This window comes from Streptomyces sp. NPDC051963 (assembly GCF_044593495.1).
GTDB lineage: Bacteria > Actinomycetota > Actinomycetes > Streptomycetales > Streptomycetaceae > Streptomyces.
Window position 1 is genome coordinate 189790 of the sequence record NZ_JBIUCC010000006.1, and the last position, 21163, is coordinate 210952.

Sequence of the window (21163 nt, forward strand, 5' to 3'; positions counted from 1 at the left end):
GGAGCGCAAGCCAGAACCGGCGTTCAGGGCTTCGCGGGAAGCGCGGGAAGCGCGGGAAGGAATGCGTCCACGCTGAACTCCTCTCGGCCCTCCACGATGTCGAGGCGACCACCGACGGATGCAGCCCGCTCACGCAGACCCAACAGGCCACGACCTGTGCCCCAGGAGAAATGCCGCTGATCCTCGGTGCGGGTCACCGGGTTGACCACCGAGACCCGGAGCCGGTGCGCTGCGAAGGACATACGGACCGTCGCGGTCCGGGGCGTGGCGCACTTGAGCGCGTTCGTCAGCGACTCCTGGATGATGCGGTAGCCGGCCATGCTGACGGCCGGACTCAGACCGAAGGTCCTGTCGCCGCGCTCCATGTCGACCGCCAGGCCGGCGGCTCGGAACCCGTCGAGGAGATCGTCGAGACGGTCCAGGGAGGGCATGGGATCCGGCGGCGGTGTCTCACCGTCGGGCTGACGCAGGACGGTCAGCATGGTGCCGAGTTCCGCGAGCGTGCTGCCGCTCGCCGTGATGACGTGCTCGATGGCCGCCTCGGCCGCCTCGGGCTCTCGGCGCAGCAGATGGGCAGCCGCTCCGGCCTGGAAGTTGATCACCGTGATGCTGTGCGCGACGATGTCGTGCAGGTCGCGGGCGAGCCGCAGGCGCTCCTCGACCACCCGCCGTGACGCCTCCATCTCCCGGGTCCGCTCGGCGCGCAGGGCGCGATCCTTGATGGCCTGGATGTAGGCGCGGCGGTTCCTGGTGGCGTCGCCGATGGCGACGGCCGCACCGAGCCACGCGATCAGCATGAGGTTGGCCGGATCGAAGATGCGCACCCCCGTCACGATCGCCGTGAAGAGCATGATCATGGTTCCGGCGATCGAGCCGGTCATCAGGGCGCGAGTGCGCGGGGCGGACACGGCCTCGGAATACAGGGCCACCAGACAGCACACGATTCCCGGGCCCGGCTCCCTCATCCACAGCAGGGCGACGAGGTAGCCGACGGTCGTTCCCGCGAGCGCGGCCGCCGGCGCACTCCGTCTCACCGTCAGCGGCGCCGCCGACAACAGCGTGAACAGAGTGGCGGGCCACACCGAGACGCCCTCCCTAAAGAATCCCGGGAAAATGAGGGCGGCCCAGACAAGGGCGATCAAACCGTCGACGAGAAGCGGATTGCCGAGCGCCCGGCCACGTATTCCGTCCAGCACACTCACCATCCCCGGACTCCGGTGGGTCTTTCCTCGCGACAGGTCGCGCACACAGCCCGCGCCGTTCACGGTACGCGCCTCAACTGGCCTGTACACCCCACCCGTCGTGCCGTACGCCGATCCACGTACACCGCAAGGCACGATACGGCGGGCGCCGTACGCGCGAGAGACGGTATTCAGGGGATGCGGAACCATTTTTCAGAAGGCAGTTTGAATCCATCACTTCCCCCACGCGACGAGGCCGTTGCATCCTCGTCGGTCCCACCGACCGTGCCGAGAAATATGCGAAGTGATTGCCCGATATCGACCGACCCGGCGCGACGCTCTTTCTCAGGAAAAGCACAGCATCAGTCGCTCGCCCCTGTCAAGGAGTTCCACTCGTCGTCAATAAGGTCACACAAACCCGCACCCCGACAAGGATGTTGATGTGAAGCGCCGAATATTCCTTTCCGGCATGGCAGCCACCGCCGCAGGAGCGACCGCCGCCCTGTACTACGGCGGATCGCAAGGCGCAGCGGCTTCGGCCGGAGGCACGCTGACGTTCCCCAAGGACTCCTACACCACGGAGACCAAGACGATCACAACGGCCGACGGTGCCGAGAAGAGCGTCACGTACCGACTCTGGGAGAACATCGTCTACGTCGCCAATCCCGTGGACCCGACCTACCAGTGCCTCAACGTCCAGCAGCCGGTCGAGATCGACGGGCGGGCCGTCGACGCCTCCCATGCCCCGATCTTCTTCTCCATCCCGCTCGGCGGTTTCCTCTCCGGCACACCCGCCGGCCGCACCAACCCCGGCGGGAGCCCGTCCCCGAGCGACAGTTCCTCGGCCGACCCCAGCGCCACCCCGACCGCGTCGCCCACGACCAGGCCCCCGCTGCCGCCCGGGGCGGGCGACCAGGGCGACAACTCGGCCCTGGCCCTGGCGGCCGGCTACGTCGTGGTCACCTCGGGCGCGCGCGGACGGGACAACGTCAAGGACGGCAAGTACTACGGCAAGGCTCCCGCCGCCCTCGTCGACCTGAAGGCGGCCTTGCGGTACATCCACAAGAACAAGGGCGTGCTGCCCGGCAATCCCAACAAGATCATCACCAACGGCGGCAGCGCCGGCGGCAACTTCTCCTCGATGATGGGCGCCTCGGTGGGCAGCACGCTGTTCGACCCCTACCTCCGAGAACTCGGCGCGGCCGCGGCGAGCGACGCGGTGTTCGCCTCCGCCGTCTTCTGCCCCATCATCGACCTCGGCAACGCCGACAAGGCCTACGAGTGGATGTACGGCTCGGCCAAGCTGGACGGCGAGCTGGTCGACCAGACGGCCTCGAAGCAACTGACCGCACAGTTCGCGGAGTACCAGGCCTCGCTCGGCCTCCGTGGCGTGGGCCGGTTCGGCCGGGTGACCGCCGCCAACTACGACCGGTACCTGCTGGAGAACTACGTACAGCCGGCCGCGACCAGCCATCTGCGGGCGCTCTCCGAGGCCGACCGGACGGCCTATCTGGCCGCCAACCCGTTCATCACGTGGTCGGGCGGCAAGGCGACCTTTTCCTGGGACGGCTACATCGCGCACATCGCGCGGTCCCGTCCGGTGCCCGCCTTCGACGACAAGGCCTTGGCGCAGCCGGAGCCGGGCTACTTCGGTGACGAGACCCATGTCTCGCGGCACTTCACCACCTTCGGCCTGCGGTACGCGACCGGTGACAAGACCGCCACGGTCGACCGCGACATCCCCCACAAGGTGCGGCTGACCAACCCGATGACCTACCTGGAGGAGCGCAACCCGCGCCGGGCGAGGCACTGGTGGCTGCGGATCGGCACCAGTGACACGACGCACTCCCTGACCGCGATCACCAACCTCGCCCTCAAGACGCAGAACCTCGGCGACGACGTCAACCTGAAGATGTACTGGGACGGCGGCCACGGCGCCAACGAGGACCCGGGCGACCTGATCAAGTGGATGGGCGAGATCACCGGCTACACCATCGGATAGCCCCACGGCGAAACCTGGCCGGACCTCCGCGACAGTTCGCCGTGGCGTGAACACCTGAGCGGGGCACCAGAACGGTGCCCCGCCTGCACTGCTGGTCAGCGTTGGAAGGCGCGGACCGTCGAGAAGGACGCGTATCTGGCGGGGGTCCGTCAGTCGTCGGCGATGCCGGTACCGCTGAGGGCGGGGACGGTGTTCTCCGGATGGGCCAGGGAGCGGGCGCTTGCCCGGAACTGGGCGAGCTTGTCGAGGATGGCGTGACCGACCGGGAGGTGTCCCCAGACGCTGATGCCCTGATGAGTGCTGGGTTCCCACGTCGCCTCGTCCACGACGACGGGGTTCCAGCCGACTTCCCAGTCGAAGCCGGAGGGGGTGCGAGCGTAGTAGGAGAGTTCACGGTCGTTGCTGTGCTGACCGACGGACAGCGAGCCGAAGCCGAGTTCGCGGACGCGCTGGTAGCTCTGAGCGACGTCGTCGAGGGTGTCGGCCTGGATGTTGAGGTGCTGCACGCGGGTGCGGATCGGGTCGATCGGCACCATGCGGGGGTTTGCCACCGCGATGGTGTGGTGGCGTTCGTTGACGCGAAGGAAGCGGATCTTGACTTTGACGCCGCTCATGGTCTCGTCGATGTAGTCGGTCAGGCGGGCGTCGAAAACGGTGTTGAAGTAGCCGCGGATCTGCGTCGGCCTGGTGGAGCTCAGGGCGATGTGACCCATGCCGGCATCTCCGGTGACGAAGCCGGAGGCGAGCATGCGCAGGGGCTCGGCGGACTTCACCGGGGTGGTGTAGATCTCCTGGGTGATGCCCTTGGGGCCGGGGAAGCGCAGCAGGCGTTCGACACCGCGCAGGGCGGCTTCTTCGTCGGTTCCGACGACGAGGGGCACGCCGTGGGCGCGGATGCGGGCCTCGATCTGTTCGAAGGAGAAGTGATCGTCGATGTGCCAGCCGGTGACGACGACGTCTTCGGCGGGGCCGCGCCGCAGAAGGAAGCGGCACTCCTGGTCGTCGAGGCGGAAGCGCATCAAATCACGGGAGAGCGCGTCGTGATGCATGCCGATGGCGTCGGCGCCGAACCGGCGCCAGTCGGCGAATCGGTTGGTCTCGATGATGATGTAGCCGAGGTGGACGGCTCCGAAGACCGACGGGGCGTCGTGCCCCTCATGCGTGTTCATCGGTGGCCTGCCAGGAAGTCGGAGCAGATGCGGTTGAACAGGTCTGCTCGCTCGAACTGCACCCAGTGCCCGGTGTTGGCCACCAGGTACAGGTCGCAGTTGGGCATGCGGTCGGCCAGCATGCGGGCACCGGAGGGGCGGTTGACCTTGTCCTCGGCACCCCACAGCACGAGGGTGGGCACGGACAGTCGGCTCAGTCGCGGGTCGCGGGTGAAGTCCGACTTCCACAGGGTGCGCAGTGCGCCCGGCCCGGAGGGAAGCTTGGCGGGCGGAGAAGCGATGACCTCGGGGTCGATGCTGGCCTGGTAACGGTCTTCGATGGCGGAGTCCGGGACACTGGCGGCGTTGAAGACGAGGTAGTTGCGGATGAACGTCTCCAGCTTCAGCCGGGACGGTCCGTCGCCGGTGTAGTAGCTGAGCAGGCTCTTCATGCCACGGGTGGGCACGGCGCGGGTGGTGCCGGCCCCGGCAGGGCCCATCAGCAGCATGCGGTCGACCCGGTGGGGAGCGTCCAGGGCCAGGCGTAGGGCACAGGCGCCGCCATAGGAGTTGCCGACCAAGTGGACCTTTTCCAGGCCGAGTTCGTCCAGCAGACCGCGGATGAGGCCGGAGAGGTAACCGAAGGGGTCGGCGCCGTCGACGCCCTTGCTGCTGCGGCCGTAGCCGGGCATGTCGGGCACGATGACCCGGTACCTCTCGGCCAGCCGGGCGATGTTGCGGACGTAGTTGGAGACACCCGAGGCGCCAGGGCCGCCGCCGTGCAGCATCACCACCGGCGGGCCGTCACCCGTCTCCGCAACGAAGATCTTCTTTCCGTCGACGTCATACGTCGTCTCCTGCATCGTCGGCAGGTCGGTCGGCGTGGTCATGTCGTTCCTCGCTTTGCGGTGATGGTCGGGTCGGCGAAGGGCTGTTGTCGGGGTGAGGCCCGTCGGCGACGGTGGCGCTGTGCGGCGACGGGCGCGGCGGCGTGGGCGCCGGGGCAGTTCTCAGTCCACGGAGACGGCTCGGGCACGCGAGAAGATCCTCGGCATCGCGATCGAGGGCTACGATCTTCGAATTACCGTAGCGATCGATACAATTAGAATGAGTGTTACGGTAACCGTGGTGCCGGATGCAGTCAAGGTTCGGCGTGATCAGGAGGGAAGTGCTCATGGCCGGGTCCCAGGCCACTCGCAAGAAGCGCGCGAACGGCATCGAATCGCGGCAGCGCATCCTCGACGCCGCCGTGGAGATCGCGGGAGAGCGCGGGTACGAGGGCACGTCCATCGCGGCCGTCAGCGTCAAGTGCGGGCTGCCTGCCAGCTCGATCTACTGGCACTTCAAGGACAAGGACGACCTGATCGCCGCCGTTATCGAGCGCAGCTTCGACACCTGGCTGACCGCGGTGGAGCTGCCGGGTGAGGGAACGGGGACGCCTTTGGAGCGGATCACCGTCATGGCCACGAGCGTGGCGAAGTCGCTGGTCGACGCCCCTGACTTTCTGCGCCTGGGCCTCATGCTCGCCCTGGAGCGACGGCCCAGTGAGCCCCGGGGCAGGACCGTTTTCCTCCAGGTCCGGGAGACCGCCCGCCGCAGGATCGCCGAGTATGCGCAGATCCTTTTCCCGGAGCTGAACGAGGACGCGATCCGAACGCTGACCACCTATGCCGTCGCAGGCGTTGACGGCTTGTTCGTGCAGCGACAGATCGACGGGAACTCCGTCGAACTGGTCGCATTGTTCGAACTGCACGCCCGGCTGGTGCACGATGCGGCACGCCTGATGGCGACCGACGAAGCCCGGTGAGCGTGAGGGCGTCTGAGCCCTCCGCTACGAAACAGCCCTTCCGCTACTGCGTCCTGCCCATGTACATCAGCTCCCAGATCGCGGAATCCGTGTGGCTCTCGACCACACTTCCCGCCCTGAGATGCTCGATGCGCAGCTCGCCCTCGAAGCGCAGGTAGGCGCCGTCGAAGCGAACCAGCTTGGCCGCCAGTCTCTTTGGCCCCTGGAGGCTGTCGATCAGCTTGTTCAAAGACAGATCGCGGTGGCGGGTGAAGGTGGCGGTGTAGGTGTCGTCGCCGTCAGCGTAGGTGTAGCGGACCACGTTCCCGACCGGCTTGCCCGTCGTGACGTCCGTATAGACGCCGAGCGTCTCGAAGGAGACCTTGGCCGGGTCGTCGGCGATCACCCGGCCGCCCTTGGCCAGCATGAAGACAGGCAGTGGCGTGCTGCCGTACGCCTTCTCGGCGGTGATGTACGAGGCGATCACGGCATAGGGGCCCGCGCCGCCGCGTCCCCAGTACCAGTGGTTGATGAGTGAGTTCATCGGGGCGTTGCCCCAGTTGTGGTCGTGATAGCCGACGCCGGCGGAGGAGCGGGCCGCACCGTCGACCGTGTAGGTCGCCATCACCCGGCCCTGGGGAACGGCGGGCAGCCAGTTGAACTCCTTCTCGCCCTCCGCGCCGAAGTACCAGTGGCCCGTCGCGGGCCGCCAGGAAGGGATGTCGCCGGTGAGAGTGACCTCGATGGCGACATTCTCGATCCGGGCACTGATCGTGTACGCGTGCAGATCGCCACGGAAGAAGTGGTCGCCGATCCGGACGTCACACCCCTCCTGGGACGCCGAGAACTTCTCGGGCTTCCACTCGGCGACCTTGCCGTGACTCCTGCCGTCGGGAAGGTCCAGGTCGATCCGGATCATGGGCGAGAGCGGTCGGCCGACGTCGGCGAAGTCCTTGGTGAAGAACGCCACGACCAACTTCGCACCGTCGTCGAGGTGGGCGTCGAAGTACCACCACTCGTAGGTCCCGGCGCTTCCGTCGGTGCGCCTGCCGTCCTCCCACGACTGCACGACGGCGGGCTCGATCCCGATGAGGTCGAAGTCTGCGGGAGCCGATCCCAGGCGAGCCAGTGACGTTCCCATATCAGGACCTTTCCGAGTTTGTTCAATTGCGCGACGCGCGACGGATCGGTGACTGCAGTGGTCCGTGGGCCTGTGCCGCCCTCGGCTACGAGGCGGTCTCGATGTGAAGCCTCGATGCGCTCCTGGGCATGGGCGCGTGTTCATCCGCGACCTGTCGCGCGGGCCCGAGTGTCGCCGCGGCAGGCGTGAGCGGGGGTGCTCACGGTGCAGCCGGGGCCGTATTCGGGAACGTAACACGCTATTGGCGACCCGACAACAGGAGGTACGAGCGGCCGGCGGGAGTGCCGGAGAGCGTCGCATTGCACGTGTCGGGAAGTCCTGCGGGCAGGGGGTACGTCGAAATCAGCGGGGTTGCTCCCGCCCGCGTACCGTCACTCCCCGCGGCTCTCCGGCCCGAACTCCTCGATGATCAACAGGAGGGTCCGCTCCAACAGGGCGAGTGTCTGCTCTCGACTCAGGGTGCCGCGGTTGAGCCACTCATGGGTCGCGGACCGTGCCATCGCGCCGAATGCGCGGCACATGCCGCGCAGCGGTCCGTCCGCCTCGGTGCCGGGGTCGATGCCGAGTGCCCGCAGGGTCTGGTCGACGGTGGCCTCCTCCGCCTCCCGCATGACGGAGTCGATGTCGGGGTCATGGCCGTGCGACAGCGCGTCCACGGTGACCAGCCACATGCCGCGGTTGCGGTCGACGACGCTGAGGAAGCGGTCGATGACGCCGTTCACCCGCTCCTGGAGGGTGCCCTTGGGTAGCCGCTCCAGCACGGAGTCGGGCACGGCGACCATCTCGTGCAGCACCGTCAGGTAGAGCTCTCGCTTGCCGCCGAAGTAGTGGTTGACCAGGCCTCGGGTGACGCCGGCCTCGCGTGCGATGTCCGCCAGTGACACCGCGCCGTAGGGCTTCTCGCCGAAGGCGCGGCGTGCGCAGGCGACGATCTGGTCGCGGCGCGCTTCCGGCTCCATCCGGGTCCGTGCCCGGCCTTCGGTGGGGACGGGGGCTGTCACGGTTTCATCCTTTCACGGCTCCTGCCGGCGAAGGTCGGCGCAAGCCGTGGTGGTACGCCGGGCGCCGCCTCCGGACTCCGCGGGGCTATCGAGTCGGGTGGAGGGCGATCAGTTTCGGGCCGGTCATGGGGGCGAGGACTCCGCGTGTGTGGGGTGCCGGTCCGGACACTCTCGCCGTTTATTGGCGACCCGTCAAGAAACGGGGGCGAAATGGCCCGGCAACTATTGACTGGGCGCCAATAGCGGGTCGACAGTGTTGCCACACCCACGCCCGGTGCGTGCCGGGCACCGCGGGCTCCGGCAGCCTCCTTCGAGTGAACCCGACTCCCCCGACAGCAAAGGAGCTGCACGGTGACGCCGACCACCCCCCGGACATTCTGCGAAGCGTTCCAGCGGACGGCAGCGCGCCAGGCCGACCGGCTCGCCCTGCGTACCGTCGGTGACACGACGACGCTGCTCTGGTCCGAGTACGCCGACCGGGTCCGGGCACTTGCCGAGGGGCTGACGGCGCTCGGTGTGCGCCGCGGCGACACGATCGCGCTCATGCTGCGCAACCGGGCGGATTTCCACGTCGCCGACACGGCCGTCTTCCATCTCGGAGCAATCCCGTTCTCGGTCTACAACACCTCCTCCCCCCATCAGGTGGCCCACCTGCTCAAGGACTCGCGGGCCCGCCTGGTGATCACGGAGGAGCGCTTCCTGCCCGTGCTCGACCATCCCGCTCGCGAGGTGGACGCGACGGTCGTCACCGTCGACGGCGCCTTCCCCGGGACCCTGTCGCTTGACGACGTCTCCGCCCGTACGGTCGAGGGCTTCGACTTCGAGGCGATCTGGCGCTCCGTACGGCCGGACGACGTACTCACACTGATCTACACCTCCGGTACGACCGGGCAGCCCAAGGGCGTCGAGATCACCCACCGCGCCGAACTCGCCCAGTGCGCGGGCGCGAACGAACGGCTCGGCATCAACGCCTGCGACCGGATGATCTCCTTCCTGCCCTCCGCGCACATCGCCGACCGCTGGTCCTCGCACTACACACAGATGACTGCGGGAACCGAGCTGACGACCGTCGAAAACCCGCGTGACATCGCAGCCGCCCTCGCCGACGTCCACCCACAGGTCTTCGGAGCGGTGCCGCAGATCTGGCAACGTCTCCACAACGGCCTCCGCGCGGCACTGGATCAGGCCGCGGACAGCGAAGCCGACCCGGCACGCCGACAGGCACTGTCCGACGCCCCCGGTCTCGCCCTGCGCTACGCCGAGGCCGTGGAGCGGGGACAGCTCACCGCCGAACTCGCCGAACAGTGGGCGGCGTTGGACTCCGAGGCACTGGCACCATTGCGCCGGCGGTTCGGCCTCGACCGACTGCGTGTGGCGGTCTCGGGGGCCGCGCCGATCGCGCCGAGGCTGCTGCTGAGCCTGCGCGGCCTCGGTATCCCGGTGAGCAATACCCTCGGCATGTCCGAACTATCGGGGATGTCGACCTACTCGCCTCCCGGTGAGGCCCCAGCCGCTTCGGTGGGCCGCCCGTTGCCGGGCGTTGATGCTTCGATCGCCGCGGACGGCGAGCTGCTGGTCCGCGGCGAGATCGTCATGCGCGGCTACCGGGATGCCCCCGAGAAGACCGCCGCCGCGCTGAACGCCGAGGGCTGGCTGCGGACCGGCGATATCGCGACCATCGACTCGGCCGGTGTGATCACCCTGGTGGACCGCAAGAAGGACCTCATGATCAGCACGGGCGGCAAGAACCTGTCACCCTCCGCCATCGAGGGAGCCGTCCTCTCCCACACTCCCTTGCTCGCCCATGTGGTCGTGATCGGCGACGAACGCCCCTTCGTGACCGCGCTGCTGGTGCCCGACCCCGATGCGGTCACCGCTTTCGCCGCACGGCACGGCCTGGACGGCGGACCTGCCGAACTGTGCCGGCATCCCGCGGTCCGCGCGGCGATCGAGACGGGGTTGGCCACGGCCAACTCCGTCCTGTCCCGGCCCGAACAGGTCCGCGCACACATCGTGCTGACCGAGGACTGGCAGCCCGGCAGCGAGTTCGTCACCCACACCCGCAAGACGCGCCGCGGGCCCATCCATGAGCATTACGCCTCGCAGATCGAGGCGATGTACACCGAGCACACCGCAGCCAACGGCACCGGCCGATCCGGATAAAACGCCCGTGCTGAAAGGAGCCGACCGGTGTCGGACAGGGATGGGTCGTGGAATCCATGACGGAAGAGGAGACCCGTCGGCAGCGGCGGGCACGCTTCGAAGGGCTGGCGCAGGTGGTGACGGAGCCTCTGCACCGGTATCTGGTGCGACGATCGGCCCCTGACATGGTCGAGGACGTCCTGTCCGAGACGATGCTGGTGCTGTGGCGTCGCCTCGACCAGGTACCCGGGGTCAGAAACGGGTCCCTGCCCGATCGCGACGAGGTGCTCCCTTGGTGTTACGGGGTCGCGCGGGGCTGTCTGGCCAATGCCCGCCGGGCGGATCGACGCAGGCTCCGCCTGGTGGAGCGGCTGATCGGCGTTCAGCAGGAGCCTCCGGCCGTGGCCACCGACCACGGCGACCTGCACGCCGCGCTCGACGCACTCGGGGAACTGGATCGCGAGGTGATACGGCTGTGGGCGTGGGAGGAACTGGCGCCGCGGCAGATCGCGGAGGCGACCGGAATGACGTCCAACGCGGTGAGTCTGCGGCTGCACCGGGCGAAGAAGAAAATCGCCGAACAGCTCCAGTCGGGGCGAAAGAACGCCGAACGCGCCGGACACAAGATGAGTGAAGGAAGGAGCGGTCAGTGAAGGACAACGAATTGCTGACCCTGCTGAGGGACGCGGACCCCGCACTGACCTCACAAGCTCCGCCGCCCGACATCAATCGTCTTGTGGAGGCTGCCATGAAAACCGACTCCGTAGCGCCGTCGGAAAACACCGACTTCGACACCACAACTCGCACGGCGAAGACCGCCACCGGACGGGGGCGCCGACGTCTCTTCGGACTCGCGGCGGCTGCCGCGCTACTCCTCGGCGGTGGTATCACCGCGGGAATCACGGCGAATTCCGGGAGCGGGCACGCGACCGAAGCCGTCAAGGAGCTGAATCTCACCGGGAACGGCAACGCCAAGTGCCAGGCACCTGTTCCCGACCAACTGGCGGGTTACCCGACGCTTTTCTATGGAACGGTCACCTCTGTAAAGGGGCCCTTGATCTCCTTCCACGTCGACCATTGGCTGCGCGGTGGTGGCACCAGCACGATCCTGGTGAGCAACAACCCGGACTTCCCGGAGAACCTGACCTTCACGGTCGGCCAGCATTACATCGTGGCTGCCGAAAGCGACGGGTCCATTCCCTCGTGTGGTGCGAACTGGGTCTCGGACGAGACCTGGAAGCAGTTCAGCGACGCATTCGGAAAGTAGCGTCACGGCTTCGGCCGCCGGTCCCGAGCACCATGACGATCTCGTCGCGGTACTCGGGACCGCCCTCATGCCGCACGCGGCGGGCCGCTGTCCGTCACCGCACCGCGACTTCGCACCGGATGGCATGGCGGCCGAGGACCGAGTCGTCGTTTGGTCGGTGGTGCCCCCGATCCAGCGGCCCCATGGGTAGGTGGGGGCAGTGCCGCCCTGGCCCGGAGGCCGATCGGGCGTTGCAGCCCGGTTCGCCGGTTTGATGGTCGTGACGGGCGGATGTGTGGTGACGCCTGATCCGCCCGGCAGGGCTGAGGTGTGCGGGTGTCAGCGGAGGTGGACGCGGTCGCCGGCTACCGGACTGCTGGTGGAGGTCAACTCCCGTTGCCGCCATGCTCCCGGCGGGTGTCCATGATGGCGCCGGAAGGCTGCGGCAAACGCGTAAGGCGAGCTGTAGCCGATCACGTCGGCGATTTTCGCCAGGCTCAGCTCGCCGTTGCGCAGGTGGTCGCGGGCCAGGGTCATACGCCAATCGGTGAGGTATTGCATCGGGGTCTGGCCGAGCACGTCTCGGAAGGTTCGCGCAAAGGCCGCCCGGGACAGTCCGCTGATCTCGGCGAGTTCGGGGACCGACCACGGGTGCCCGGCATCCTCGTGCATGGCTTGCAGGGCTGCACTCAGCCTGGGATCCGCCGATGCCCGGTACCAGCGTGGTGCGGTGGTGCTCTGGCGGAAACTGGTACGGATGGCAAGAACCAGAAGTATGTCGAGGAGACGGTCCAGCACAGTGGGGTAGCCCGGCTCGGGCGACGCCAGCTCCCGGGACAGCAGGCCGATCACGTCGCGGAGGGGATCGCCGATGGCTGCCGAGAGTGGCAACACCTGGGGCAGGGCATCGAGCAGGCCGCTGCCGATGTCCCCCGAAAATCGGTAGGCACCGCACAGGAACACCGTCGCCTGTGGGTCGTCCGAGCGACCGTCGGGCCCGTGCTGCGCCCGGAACTCCTCCGGTTCGAGGCAGTCGGCGCCGGGTTCGTGGCCGATGTAGTGATCGGGGCCCCCGCGGACGAGCGTCACGTCGCCCGGCGCGAGTTCCATCGGACTCTGGGAGGCGTCGTCGAACCACAGCCACCCGCGCCCCCGTACGACGGCGTGCACCGCGAGTTGGATGGAGCCCCCCAGCCGCAGCCCCCAGGGGGGTGCCGCCACCGTGCGGGCGAAGACGGCGCCCGAAGCGCGCGCCCGCGCGAGGTGGTCGTACAGCAGATCCATGCGTCAAGCATTGAGCAGGGCGGTCACGACAGTCAATTGCGTGAGCGTTTGAAACAAAGAACCAAGAGGATCACGCATTGATTCGCTCATTGAGCGGTCTCACCATGGATCCATGATCGATGCACAGCAGACGACACTCGTGCTCGGCGGTACCGGACGAACCGGATCGCTGGTCGCGCGGAAACTCATCGAGCGGGGCCTGAACGCACGTACGGCCTCGCGCCACGGCGCCGACGTGCTGTTCGACTGGGACGCCCCGGCCACCCACGCCCGCGCCCTGGACGGCGTCGACCGCGTCTACCTCGTCACGCCCGTCCTGCGAATCACGTACGCCGACCTGGTGTCCGACTTCCTCGACCGTGCCGCGGAGACCGGGGTGCGACACGTCACGTATCTCAGCACCCACGGCAGTGAACAGGCGCCATCGAAGGTCGACATCCGCGCCGTGGAGCTCGACCTCGCGCGCCGGGGAGCCTTCACCCACTCCGTCCTGCGTCCCGCATGGGTCATGCAGAACTTCAGTGACGAACACCTTCCAGTCATTGAAGGCGCCATCACCGTACCGACCCGTGGCGGCGCGGAAGCCTTCGTCGATGCCACGGACATCGCCGCGGTCGCGGTCGAGACGCTGGTCGACCCTGACGCCCATGCCGGCGCGCAGTACGCACCGACCGGCCCGCAGTCGCTCACGGTCGGCGAGGTCGCCGCCATCATCGCCGATGTGACCGGCACACCCGTCAGCCACAACGACATCGACGCCGACGCCTGGATCGGCGGCGCGGTCGCCGCCGGCCTCGTACCCGGCGACTACGCCGTGATGCTCCGCTGGCTGACGGAGACCATCAGCTCCGGCAACGGGTCCCGGCCGAACGACGACATCGAGAAGGTCACGGGCAGACCGCCGACCACCTTCCAGGAATTCGCCCGGCGAAACGCGGCCGCGTGGAACCTCGGGGCAGTCAAGTGACCGCGCCCATCAATGACTTCGACGACCTCGAAGACCTCAACTACAGCGACTACACGGCGCTGGACCCCTTCTTCCAGATCATCGAAGAAGGACTGGCCGGCTTCGTCGACGGACAGCACTTCTTCGATCTCCTGGCCGAGGACGTCGTCTTCGCCTACGTGATCTCTGTTCCCGGATACCCGCGACGGATCGAGGGACGCCGGGCCGTGGCCGAGCTGTACCGCGGCTACGGCAGCACCATGGTCCTGCGGAGCGCAGACGAACTGGCCGTTCACCGGGATCACGCGGCATCGGTGATCGTGCTGGAGTACGCGGTGCACGGGCAGGCCGTTCACACCGGGCGGGCCTACGACAACCACTTCGTCTCCGTGATCACCATCAAGGACCGCAAAGTCACGCACTGGCGGGACTACTTGGACCCCGTCGCAGTCTTCAACGCGATCGGCTGGCCCGAACAGTGACCAGCCAACGGGCCCGGCGGAGTGATCTCCACCCTCCCCGGGGCGGTTCGCCTACCGCACCGCACGCTGAGCGGCCGGCCGCCGGGCACGACGTATCAGATTCTGCGATCGGCTTGCCCCTTGCGAAGCAGTGGGTCGGACGAATGTCGAAGAGTCGCCATCGACGACCAGTTGGTGGAGCTCTCGGCGCCCTCAGTCGACTTGACGCCCCCAGGACGAACGGCCATTGTGGAACTAAGACGACCGGTCATATTGGCCGAGCGGAATGTCTGTCCGCGGACGGCAGTCGCGGGCGGATCTGGCGTGCGAGCCACCGACGAGCAGGGAGTGCCATGTCCACATACCGAGCGTTCGAGGTCACGGGGACGCGGAAGTTCGAGCTGGTGGAGCGTGAGGTACAGGAACCGCCGCTGGGACATGTGCGACTGCGGGTCGAGGCGTGCGGCGTCTGCCACTCCGACGTGGTGGCCGTCGAGGGGATGCGGCCCGACCCGTCCTCACCGGTGGTCCCCGGACACGAGGCCGTCGGCGTGATCAACGCGGTGGGTCCCGGGGTGACGACATGGCGGGTCGGCGAGCGGGTGGGTGTGGGATTCCTGGGCGGCCACTGCGGAGTGTGCAACTTCTGCCGGCGTGGTGACTTCGTCAACTGCGCGGACCAGCCGCAGACAGGCAGTGACGTCGACGGCGGATATGCGGAGTCGATGGTCGCCAGGGCCAGCGGCCTGGTCCGGATCCCGGAGGGGATCGGCTCGATCGACGCGGCGCCGCTGCTGTGCGCGGGACTGACGGTGTTCAGCGCGCTGCGGCAGATCGAATACGTCCCGGGCGCGCTGGTCGCCGTGCAGGGTATCGGCGGTCTCGGGCACCTGGGCGTTCAGTACGCGAACAAGCTCGGGTTCCGCGTCGCCGCGATCGCCCGGGGCACAGGGAAGGCGGAGTTGGCCAAGCGGCTCGGCGCCGACCACTACATCGACAGCTCCACCGAGGATGCGGGCGCGCAGTTGCAGAGGCTGGGCGGCGCAGTCGCGGTCATCGCGACCGCCGCGAGCGGTGCCTCGATGTCGCCGCTTGTCTCCGGACTGGCGCCGCGCGGCCGCATGGTGGTCGTCGGTGCCGCCATCGACCCGATCCAGGTGCAGACCACCGACCTGATCTTCGGTACCCGCACTGTCGCCGGAAGCCTCACCGGCAGCTCGATCGACAACGAGGACAGCCTCCGGTTCGCCAAGGCCCGGGATGTCCGCCCGATGACCGAAGTCATGCCGCTCGCTCAGGCGCCCCAGGCGTACGAGCGCATGATGTCCGGCGAAGCCCGTTTCCGTATCGTCCTGAATATGGCGGTCTGAAAATGAATGCGAAAGACAGCCTCAAGGATCTGACGATCGCCGCACACGGTGGCCTCGACCGGTGGACGGGGTTCACATCACTCACCGCGCACCTCCGCAACGGCGGACCATTGTGGGGGATCAAGGGGCAGGAGGGTGTCCTCGCTGACGCCCATGTCCGCGTCGACCTGCACAGCCAGTTCGCAAGCCACTTCCCGATCAAGGAGGAGGGTCGGCGCACTGCCCTCACCCCCAACCGCGTCGCGATCGAGACCGACGCGGGTGAGGTACTGGCCGAACGAGACAACCCGCGGGACTCGTTCGCCGGCCATGTCCTCGAAACCCCGTGGGACGAACTGCAGTTGGCGTACTTTGCCGGATACGCCATGTGGACGTATCTGACCGCGCCTTTCTCCTTCACCATGCCCGACTTCACGACCGAGGAGCTGACGCCCTGGGAGGAGGGCGGGCAGACGTGGCGGCGGCTGAAGGTGACGTTCCCCGACACCATCGCGACCCACTCCAAGGAGCAGACCTTCTACATCGGCAGCGACGGTCTGTTCAAGCGGCATGACTACAACGCCGAGATCGTCGCTGGCGGCCCGGCCGCACACTACCCCTCGGAATACCGCGAGTTCGACGGGATCAAGGTCCCGACCAAACGGCGGGTCTATGCCCTCAACGAGGATGGAACACCCAACCTGGATCTGCTGCTCGTCACCATCGACCTCGACAAGATCACGCTCGAATGACAGGCGCTGCACCACACCACCGACCCCTCGGCCGTCCGCGACCGGGGGCTCGGTGGTCGCGCTCCCGGGTCATGGAACCGTCGGGTCACGGAACCGAAGAAGCACCCCACCTACTCAGGCGAGCAGGGTGCCGAACACCGTGCCGAAGAACACCTCGTAGGAATCTTCCGAATGCTCGGACCGGGCGGAGATGAGCGTTCCCTCCCAGGCATTGAGGATGAACCGGGCGAGCGTCTTCGCATCTGTGGCTGCCGCGACCTGGCCCGACTCCTGTGCCTGGGCGATCGCAGCTGCGAGAGCCTCGGCCCAGCGCTCCAGGCTGACCCGTACCGCCTCGCGGATCACATCGCTGTGGTCGGCCATCTCCGTGCCGAAGCCGCCGATGAGGCAGCCGCGCGAGTAATCCCGGCCGGTGTTCTCGTCGCGGAGGAATTCGAAGTGGCGCCGCAGCCGCAACAGCGGATCGACCGACGCGTCGGTGAGCTCCGGGAGCCGGCGGCTCTCGCCGTACCGTTCCAGGGCCACCACGGCCAGCGCCTCCTTGCTCACGAAGTGGTTGTAGAACGACCCCTTCGGGACACCCGCGCTGTCGGTGATGTCCTTGACGCCCGCCGCGTTGAACCCGCGCGCGTGGAACTGGTCGACCGCCGCGTCGACGATCTCCTCGCGCACACTCCTTCTGCTCACCGGGAGTACCCCTTCACGGCAATATGACCAACCATCTTAAAACTTTACCATGCACTGTCAGTCACCATTCGGCCGCAGGCCATTACGTCTCGGTCGAAGCCTCCGCCAGGCGGGGCAGCGATGATGGAGCGCCCGCTGCACGAGGAGTTCACCCGCCGCCTCGCGGAGCGAGCGGAGAACGTCCCCGTCGGACTCCACTCCGACCCGGCGACGGAGGCGGGCGATCCCAGCCGGTCCCAGACCTCCAGCCGCTGATGCCCCAGTCCGCCGTCCAGTCCTCGACCCGGGACTCCCCCGACCGGAACAAGCCGCTGCCGGGTTCGGGGATTGCCCGGATAGAAAGCGCTCTCTATGCTGACAGGCGTGGATTCAGAAGGCGTCGTCGAGGACTCCTATTTCGACTACTGTCCCTGGGATTTCGCGCATCGGGCCTCCGCCGTGCAGCGCGAGACGCAGGATGCACACCAGAAGCGTCTGACTGACGAGGCCGGTGCGAGTCTTGGGCCGCGGTGTTATGTCTCTTCGGCCGCTGCCGTGTTCGCTGATGTTCTGTGTCTGGGCGCCGACTCCTACATTGCGGGGCATGCCTATGTCACCGGTGAGGTGCGGGCCGGGCGTGACTGTTCGGTCAATCCGTATGCGACGGTGCGGGGACGGGTGACGCTCGGGGACGGGGTGCGCATCGGAGCCCACACCTCTCTTCTCGGCTTCAATCATGGGTTCGCCCCGGACCAGCCCGTACACAGGCAGCCGCTCACCAGCGAGGGCATCGTCGTCGGGGATGACGTGTGGATCGGCTCGCACGTCGTCGTCCTGGACGGGGTGACGATCGGCGATCACTGCGTGGTGGGCGCGGGTGCGGTCGTCACCAAGGACCTGGCACCGTGGACGATCGCCGCCGGCAACCCGGCCCGCCCGCTGCGTGATCGTCGCGGGCTCGGCGGATCAGCGGCCGACCCGCCGGATCATGACCTGGGCGATGCCGTGGCCCGGTTCGCCGAGCGAGCCCGGGCACAGGCTGCCGATGTGCTGGCTCGTTGCTGGAGCGACGACACCCGCCGCTACAGCGACCGGCCGGGCGTGTCCGCGACGGTGCGCGCGCACTGTGATGCCGTAGAGATTGCCGATCTGCTGCTGGGTGCGCCGCCGGAACAGATGGCCGCCGCTGAGCATGCCGAGAGGCTGCGCCTGCTGCAGGATCCGGCGAGCGGACTGGTGCCTGAGCTCGCACCCGGAGGTGGCCCGGGCCTGCTGCCCGCGCCGGCCGACGATGGGTGGATCGAGGACGGCGGTGCCGAGTACCACGTGCTCTCGGTGGGCTGTGCGCTGGAGTTGCTGGGATCCCTCTTTGCCCACCCGGTGCATGTCGTGGACCGCATGACGGCTGGTCAGCTGGTGGCGCGGCTGGAGGCGTTGCCTTGGCGGACGGGCGCGTGGTCGGCGGGTGCGTGGGTGGACTGCTGGGCCACCGGTGCGTATCGCAATCTGGAGCTCGCGGGTGAGGCTTCCGGCGGTTCGGGTGCCATGGAGGCGTTGTTCGGCTGGCTGGGCACGCGGGTGGATCCGTGGACGGGGATGTGGGGCGCGGCGGCCTCGCCGGCCGAGGGTCGGCTTCAACTGGTCAACGGCTATTACCGGTTGACTCGTGGCTCGTTCGCGCAGTTCGGGCTTCCGGTGCCGTATGCGGAGCGGGTGGTGGACACCGTGCTGGCCCATGCTCATGACCCTCGGTGGTTCTCGGCGGGCCGTCAGAATGCATGCAATGTGCTGGATGTGGCGCATCCGTTGTGGCTTGCGGGACGCCAGACCCGTCATCGGGAGGGCGAGGCGCGGGCGTGGGCGAGTGAGCAGCTGGCGTCGGCGCTGGGGAACTGGCGTGACGGAGCCGGCTTCGGGTTCGGCCCGGCGGGAGAGGGCGGCTCGGGTCCCGGCCGGGAGCCGGGGCTTCAGGGCACCGAAATGTGGCTGGCCATCGTCTGGCTGCTGGCCGATCTGGTGGGAGTGGCGGACCGGCTGGGCTATCGGCCGCGGGGTGTGCACCGCCCCGAGCCCGTCCGGTCGCCCATGTTCACGACGCCCCACCGGGGTCTGTTGTGAATTGAGGGCATGGGTGCCCTCAATCGTCCTGACCGGGCATCGATCATGCCGCCGACCGACCGTGGGATGGAGACGCCGAAGTCGGACGCGACCTCCGGGAGCAGTCCCGTCATGACGAATTCGGTGTTCCGATCCCGAAGGTCCCGACCGCGAGGGCCAGAAGCGTGAGGGCGTGGCGTTCACGTTTCCGTCCAATGCGGGTGCGTTGTACGGGAGTTGCGCGGTGCCCGCCCCGTATGGGGGCCCGGGGCGGGCGCCCTTGCGAGGTCAGCCGAGGGCCGGGTAGTCGGTGTAGCCCTGCTCGTCGCCGCCGTAGAACGTCGCGGGGTCGGGCGTCGCGAACGGGCCGCCCTGCTGGAGCCGCTGCGGCAGGTCGGGGTTGGCGATGAAGAGCGCGCCGAAGGCCACCGCGTCGGCGGTGCCGTCCTCGACCAGGCTCAGCGCGTCCAGGCCCGTGGGGTTCGGGTGGGTGAAGGGGTTGAGGACGAACGTGCCCTGCCACTGCTTGCGCAGCTTGAGGGTCAGCTCGCGGTCCGGGCCCTCCATGAGGTGGACGTAGGCCAGGCCGAGTGGGGAGAGCGCCGTCAGCAGTTCGCCGTAGAGGTTCGGCAGGTCGCTCTCGACGATGTCGTTGAGGGGGTTTCCGGGCGAGATGCGGAAGCCGACGCGGTGGGCGCCGATCGCGTCGGTGACCGCCTTGGCGACCTCCGCACCGAAGCGGATACGGCCCTGGATCGTGCCGCCCCACTCGTCGTCACGGAGGTTGGCGTTGTCGGAGAGGAACTGCTGGATCAGGTAGCCGTTGGCGCCGTGGATCTCGACCCCGTCGAAGCCCGCGGCGATCGCGTTGCGGGCGGCGGAGACGAAATCGGCGATCGTCCCCTGGATCTCGGCCGGCGTGAGTGCCTTCGGGGTGACGCAGGGCTGAAGGCCTTCGGCGGTGAAGACCTTGGTGTCAGCGGCCACCGCCGAGGGGGCCACGGAGGTCACGCCTTCGGGCAGCAGGCTGGGGTGTCCGATGCGGCCGGTGTGCATGAGCTGGGCGAAGATCACGCCGCCCTTCTCGTGCACGGCGTCGGTCACCTTGCGCCAGGCCTCCACCTGGGCGGAACTGTGCAGGCCGGGGGTGTCGGGGTAGCCCTGCCCGACCACGCTGGGCTGGATGCCTTCGGAGACGATCAGGCCCGCCGACGCGCGCTGGGCGTAGTAGAGGGCCGTCGCCTCGGTCGGCGACTGGCCGGGGCCGTAGGCGCGGCTGCGCGTCATCGGCGACATGACGATGCGGTTGTTCACGGTCACGCCGGCGAAGTTGAGGGGCTCGAATGCGGTGGTCACGGGACTCCAAAATGTGGTCGACCAATCAATTCCTTCCGACTATACATTGGCCGACCAAGGAACATATTCGAGGGGTCTTTCGGTATCAGGCCGTGGAGGTGGCGCCGGAGGTGCCGTCCGCGGGCGGCGGGGTCGTGAGGTTCGCCTCGATCCGGGCCAGTACCTGCATGGCCTGGCGGTACTCCGCTTCGGTGAAGCCGGCCGCGGTGACTTCTTCCAGGTCGCGCCAGGCCTGCCTGACCCGGTCCCGCAGGGCCTGGCCGGCGCGGGTGGCGCTCACCACGACGGCCCGGCGGTCGTCCGGGGAGGGCTTACGGGTGACGAAACCGGACTGTTCCAGGCGCTGGAGCATCTTGGTCACGGTCGACGGATCCAGCCCTAGCGTCTTGATCAGGTCCGCCTGGCGCTGCTCGCCGCGCTCCCACAGCTGCATCATCAACAGCTCCTGGCCTGTGTACAGGCCGGTGTCGCGCAGCAGGCCGCCGGCCACGATCCGGTGCACACGGGCCGCACGGAAGAGGGCCTCGCTCATCGGAGCGTCGGCGACGGTCGGTACCGGCTCTTCGCTCCCCGGTACCGAAACGGATTCCCGTGGCATGGTTGTC

At 68.0% G+C, this 21163-nt stretch carries 20 protein-coding genes; 11 read left to right on the forward strand and 9 right to left on the reverse strand.

Annotated features, from left to right (window positions below; all coding sequences use genetic code 11):
- Nucleotides 1–23: 23 nt before the first annotated feature.
- Nucleotides 24–1205 carry a sensor histidine kinase gene (locus ACIHFB_RS25375; RefSeq protein WP_400127987.1) on the reverse strand — a complete coding sequence of 394 codons (1182 nt, stop codon included), beginning with the start codon at nt 1203–1205 and terminating at the stop codon, nt 24–26.
- Nucleotides 1206–1650: 445 nt separating this feature from the next.
- Here ACIHFB_RS25375 and ACIHFB_RS25380 point away from each other — a divergent pair, with 445 nt between their 5' ends.
- Nucleotides 1651–3183 carry a subtype B tannase gene (locus ACIHFB_RS25380; protein WP_400127988.1) on the forward strand — a complete coding sequence of 511 codons (1533 nt, stop codon included), beginning with the start codon at nt 1651–1653 and terminating at the stop codon, nt 3181–3183.
- 149 nt (nt 3184–3332) lie between these two features.
- Here ACIHFB_RS25380 and ACIHFB_RS25385 read toward each other — a convergent pair whose 3' ends face one another.
- A complete protein-coding gene (locus ACIHFB_RS25385) occupies nt 3333–4352 on the reverse strand; it encodes a VOC family protein (RefSeq protein WP_400127989.1) in 1020 nt (339 codons plus the stop codon).
- A complete protein-coding gene (locus tag ACIHFB_RS25390) occupies nt 4349–5221 on the reverse strand; it encodes an alpha/beta fold hydrolase (RefSeq protein ID WP_400127990.1) in 873 nt (290 codons plus the stop codon). The genes ACIHFB_RS25385 and ACIHFB_RS25390 overlap by 4 nt, the downstream gene beginning before the upstream one ends.
- 284 nt (nt 5222–5505) lie before the next feature.
- Here ACIHFB_RS25390 and ACIHFB_RS25395 point away from each other — a divergent pair, with 284 nt between their 5' ends.
- Nucleotides 5506–6138 (forward strand): TetR/AcrR family transcriptional regulator, encoded by a 633-nt coding sequence (locus ACIHFB_RS25395; protein WP_400127991.1) that lies wholly within the window; start codon nt 5506–5508, stop codon nt 6136–6138.
- Nucleotides 6139–6181: 43 nt separating this feature from the next.
- Here the strand turns inward: ACIHFB_RS25395 and ACIHFB_RS25400 are convergent, their stop codons facing one another.
- Nucleotides 6182–7258, reverse strand: coding sequence for a hydroxyneurosporene dehydrogenase (locus ACIHFB_RS25400; RefSeq protein WP_400127992.1), 1077 nt, complete (start codon nt 7256–7258; stop codon nt 6182–6184).
- A 371-nt stretch (nt 7259–7629) separates the two neighbouring features.
- The gene (locus ACIHFB_RS25405; RefSeq protein ID WP_400127993.1) at nt 7630–8259 is read right to left on the reverse strand and encodes a TetR/AcrR family transcriptional regulator; all 630 of its coding nucleotides are present in this window, start codon (nt 8257–8259) and stop codon (nt 7630–7632) included.
- A gap of 351 nt (nt 8260–8610) precedes the next feature.
- Here ACIHFB_RS25405 and ACIHFB_RS25410 point away from each other — a divergent pair, with 351 nt between their 5' ends.
- The 3 genes from ACIHFB_RS25410 to ACIHFB_RS25420 are packed head-to-tail and all read left to right on the forward strand — an operon-like array spanning nt 8611 to nt 11668.
- Nucleotides 8611–10422 (forward strand): AMP-dependent synthetase/ligase, encoded by a 1812-nt coding sequence (locus ACIHFB_RS25410; protein ID WP_400127994.1) that lies wholly within the window; start codon nt 8611–8613, stop codon nt 10420–10422.
- Nucleotides 10423–10478: 56 nt separating this feature from the next.
- Complete coding sequence (locus ACIHFB_RS25415) at nt 10479–11054, forward strand: RNA polymerase sigma factor (protein WP_400128271.1); 576 nt, start codon at nt 10479–10481, stop codon at nt 11052–11054.
- Entirely contained in the window at nt 11051–11668 is a 618-nt protein-coding gene (locus tag ACIHFB_RS25420; RefSeq protein WP_400127995.1) for a hypothetical protein, read from the forward strand. Before ACIHFB_RS25415 ends, ACIHFB_RS25420 begins: the two co-directional genes overlap by 4 nt.
- Nucleotides 11669–11986: 318 nt before the next feature.
- On the opposite strand, the gene ACIHFB_RS25425 is transcribed toward ACIHFB_RS25420, so the two are convergent.
- A complete protein-coding gene (locus tag ACIHFB_RS25425; RefSeq protein WP_365281836.1) occupies nt 11987–12931 on the reverse strand; it encodes an AraC family transcriptional regulator in 945 nt (314 codons plus the stop codon).
- Nucleotides 12932–13043: 112 nt separating this feature from the next.
- Here ACIHFB_RS25425 and ACIHFB_RS25430 point away from each other — a divergent pair, with 112 nt between their 5' ends.
- The 4 genes from ACIHFB_RS25430 (at nt 13044) to ACIHFB_RS25445 (ending at nt 16439) form a co-directional block, all read left to right on the forward strand.
- The gene (locus tag ACIHFB_RS25430; protein WP_400127996.1) at nt 13044–13898 is read left to right on the forward strand and encodes an NmrA family NAD(P)-binding protein; all 855 of its coding nucleotides are present in this window, start codon (nt 13044–13046) and stop codon (nt 13896–13898) included.
- On the forward strand, nt 13895–14359 hold the full coding sequence (locus ACIHFB_RS25435) for a nuclear transport factor 2 family protein (protein WP_400127997.1): 465 nt from the start codon (nt 13895–13897) through the stop codon (nt 14357–14359). The genes ACIHFB_RS25430 and ACIHFB_RS25435 overlap by 4 nt, the downstream gene beginning before the upstream one ends.
- Before the next feature lie 332 nt (nt 14360–14691).
- A complete protein-coding gene (locus ACIHFB_RS25440) occupies nt 14692–15708 on the forward strand; it encodes an alcohol dehydrogenase (RefSeq protein WP_400127998.1) in 1017 nt (338 codons plus the stop codon).
- Between the two features lie 2 nt (nt 15709–15710).
- Entirely contained in the window at nt 15711–16439 is a 729-nt protein-coding gene (locus tag ACIHFB_RS25445) for a hypothetical protein (protein ID WP_400127999.1), read from the forward strand.
- Between the two features lie 114 nt (nt 16440–16553).
- On the opposite strand, the gene ACIHFB_RS25450 is transcribed toward ACIHFB_RS25445, so the two are convergent.
- Complete coding sequence (locus ACIHFB_RS25450; RefSeq protein WP_365281841.1) at nt 16554–17126, reverse strand: TetR family transcriptional regulator C-terminal domain-containing protein; 573 nt, start codon at nt 17124–17126, stop codon at nt 16554–16556.
- Nucleotides 17127–17246: 120 nt separating this feature from the next.
- Between ACIHFB_RS25450 and ACIHFB_RS25455 the strand changes: the two genes are divergently transcribed.
- Nucleotides 17247–17381 (forward strand): hypothetical protein, encoded by a 135-nt coding sequence (locus tag ACIHFB_RS25455; protein ID WP_365281842.1) that lies wholly within the window; start codon nt 17247–17249, stop codon nt 17379–17381.
- 96 nt (nt 17382–17477) lie between these two features.
- On the forward strand, nt 17478–19223 hold the full coding sequence (locus ACIHFB_RS25460; protein WP_400128000.1) for an acyltransferase: 1746 nt from the start codon (nt 17478–17480) through the stop codon (nt 19221–19223).
- A gap of 267 nt (nt 19224–19490) precedes the next feature.
- Here ACIHFB_RS25460 and ACIHFB_RS25465 read toward each other — a convergent pair whose 3' ends face one another.
- Together ACIHFB_RS25465 and ACIHFB_RS25470 are read right to left on the reverse strand one after the other, a co-directional pair.
- A complete protein-coding gene (locus tag ACIHFB_RS25465) occupies nt 19491–20558 on the reverse strand; it encodes an alkene reductase (RefSeq protein ID WP_400128001.1) in 1068 nt (355 codons plus the stop codon).
- An 85-nt stretch (nt 20559–20643) separates the two neighbouring features.
- Nucleotides 20644–21156 (reverse strand): MarR family winged helix-turn-helix transcriptional regulator, encoded by a 513-nt coding sequence (locus tag ACIHFB_RS25470; RefSeq protein ID WP_365281845.1) that lies wholly within the window; start codon nt 21154–21156, stop codon nt 20644–20646.
- Nucleotides 21157–21163: the final 7 nt, after the last annotated feature.

Excerpts from the sequence above, each read along its gene's own strand:
- ACIHFB_RS25430 (WP_400127996.1), top strand. The coding sequence starts at position 13,044 with ATGATCGATGCACAGCAGACGACACTCGTGCTCGGCGGTACCGGACGA.
- ACIHFB_RS25415 (WP_400128271.1), top strand. The coding sequence starts at position 10,479 with ATGACGGAAGAGGAGACCCGTCGGCAGCGGCGGGCACGCTTCGAAGGG.
- ACIHFB_RS25380 (WP_400127988.1), top strand. The coding sequence starts at position 1,651 with ATGGCAGCCACCGCCGCAGGAGCGACCGCCGCCCTGTACTACGGCGGA.
- ACIHFB_RS25390 (WP_400127990.1), bottom strand. The coding sequence starts at position 5,221 with ATGACCACGCCGACCGACCTGCCGACGATGCAGGAGACGACGTATGAC.
- ACIHFB_RS25460 (WP_400128000.1), top strand. The coding sequence starts at position 17,478 with ATGCTGACAGGCGTGGATTCAGAAGGCGTCGTCGAGGACTCCTATTTC.
- ACIHFB_RS25445 (WP_400127999.1), top strand. The coding sequence starts at position 15,711 with ATGAATGCGAAAGACAGCCTCAAGGATCTGACGATCGCCGCACACGGT.
- ACIHFB_RS25400 (WP_400127992.1), bottom strand. The coding sequence starts at position 7,258 with ATGGGAACGTCACTGGCTCGCCTGGGATCGGCTCCCGCAGACTTCGAC.
- ACIHFB_RS25455 (WP_365281842.1), top strand. The coding sequence starts at position 17,247 with ATGATGGAGCGCCCGCTGCACGAGGAGTTCACCCGCCGCCTCGCGGAG.
- ACIHFB_RS25470 (WP_365281845.1), bottom strand. The coding sequence starts at position 21,156 with ATGCCACGGGAATCCGTTTCGGTACCGGGGAGCGAAGAGCCGGTACCG.
- ACIHFB_RS25375 (WP_400127987.1), bottom strand. The coding sequence starts at position 1,205 with ATGGTGAGTGTGCTGGACGGAATACGTGGCCGGGCGCTCGGCAATCCG.
- ACIHFB_RS25425 (WP_365281836.1), bottom strand. The coding sequence starts at position 12,931 with ATGGATCTGCTGTACGACCACCTCGCGCGGGCGCGCGCTTCGGGCGCC.
- ACIHFB_RS25385 (WP_400127989.1), bottom strand. The coding sequence starts at position 4,352 with ATGAACACGCATGAGGGGCACGACGCCCCGTCGGTCTTCGGAGCCGTC.
- ACIHFB_RS25440 (WP_400127998.1), top strand. The coding sequence starts at position 14,692 with ATGTCCACATACCGAGCGTTCGAGGTCACGGGGACGCGGAAGTTCGAG.
- ACIHFB_RS25395 (WP_400127991.1), top strand. The coding sequence starts at position 5,506 with ATGGCCGGGTCCCAGGCCACTCGCAAGAAGCGCGCGAACGGCATCGAA.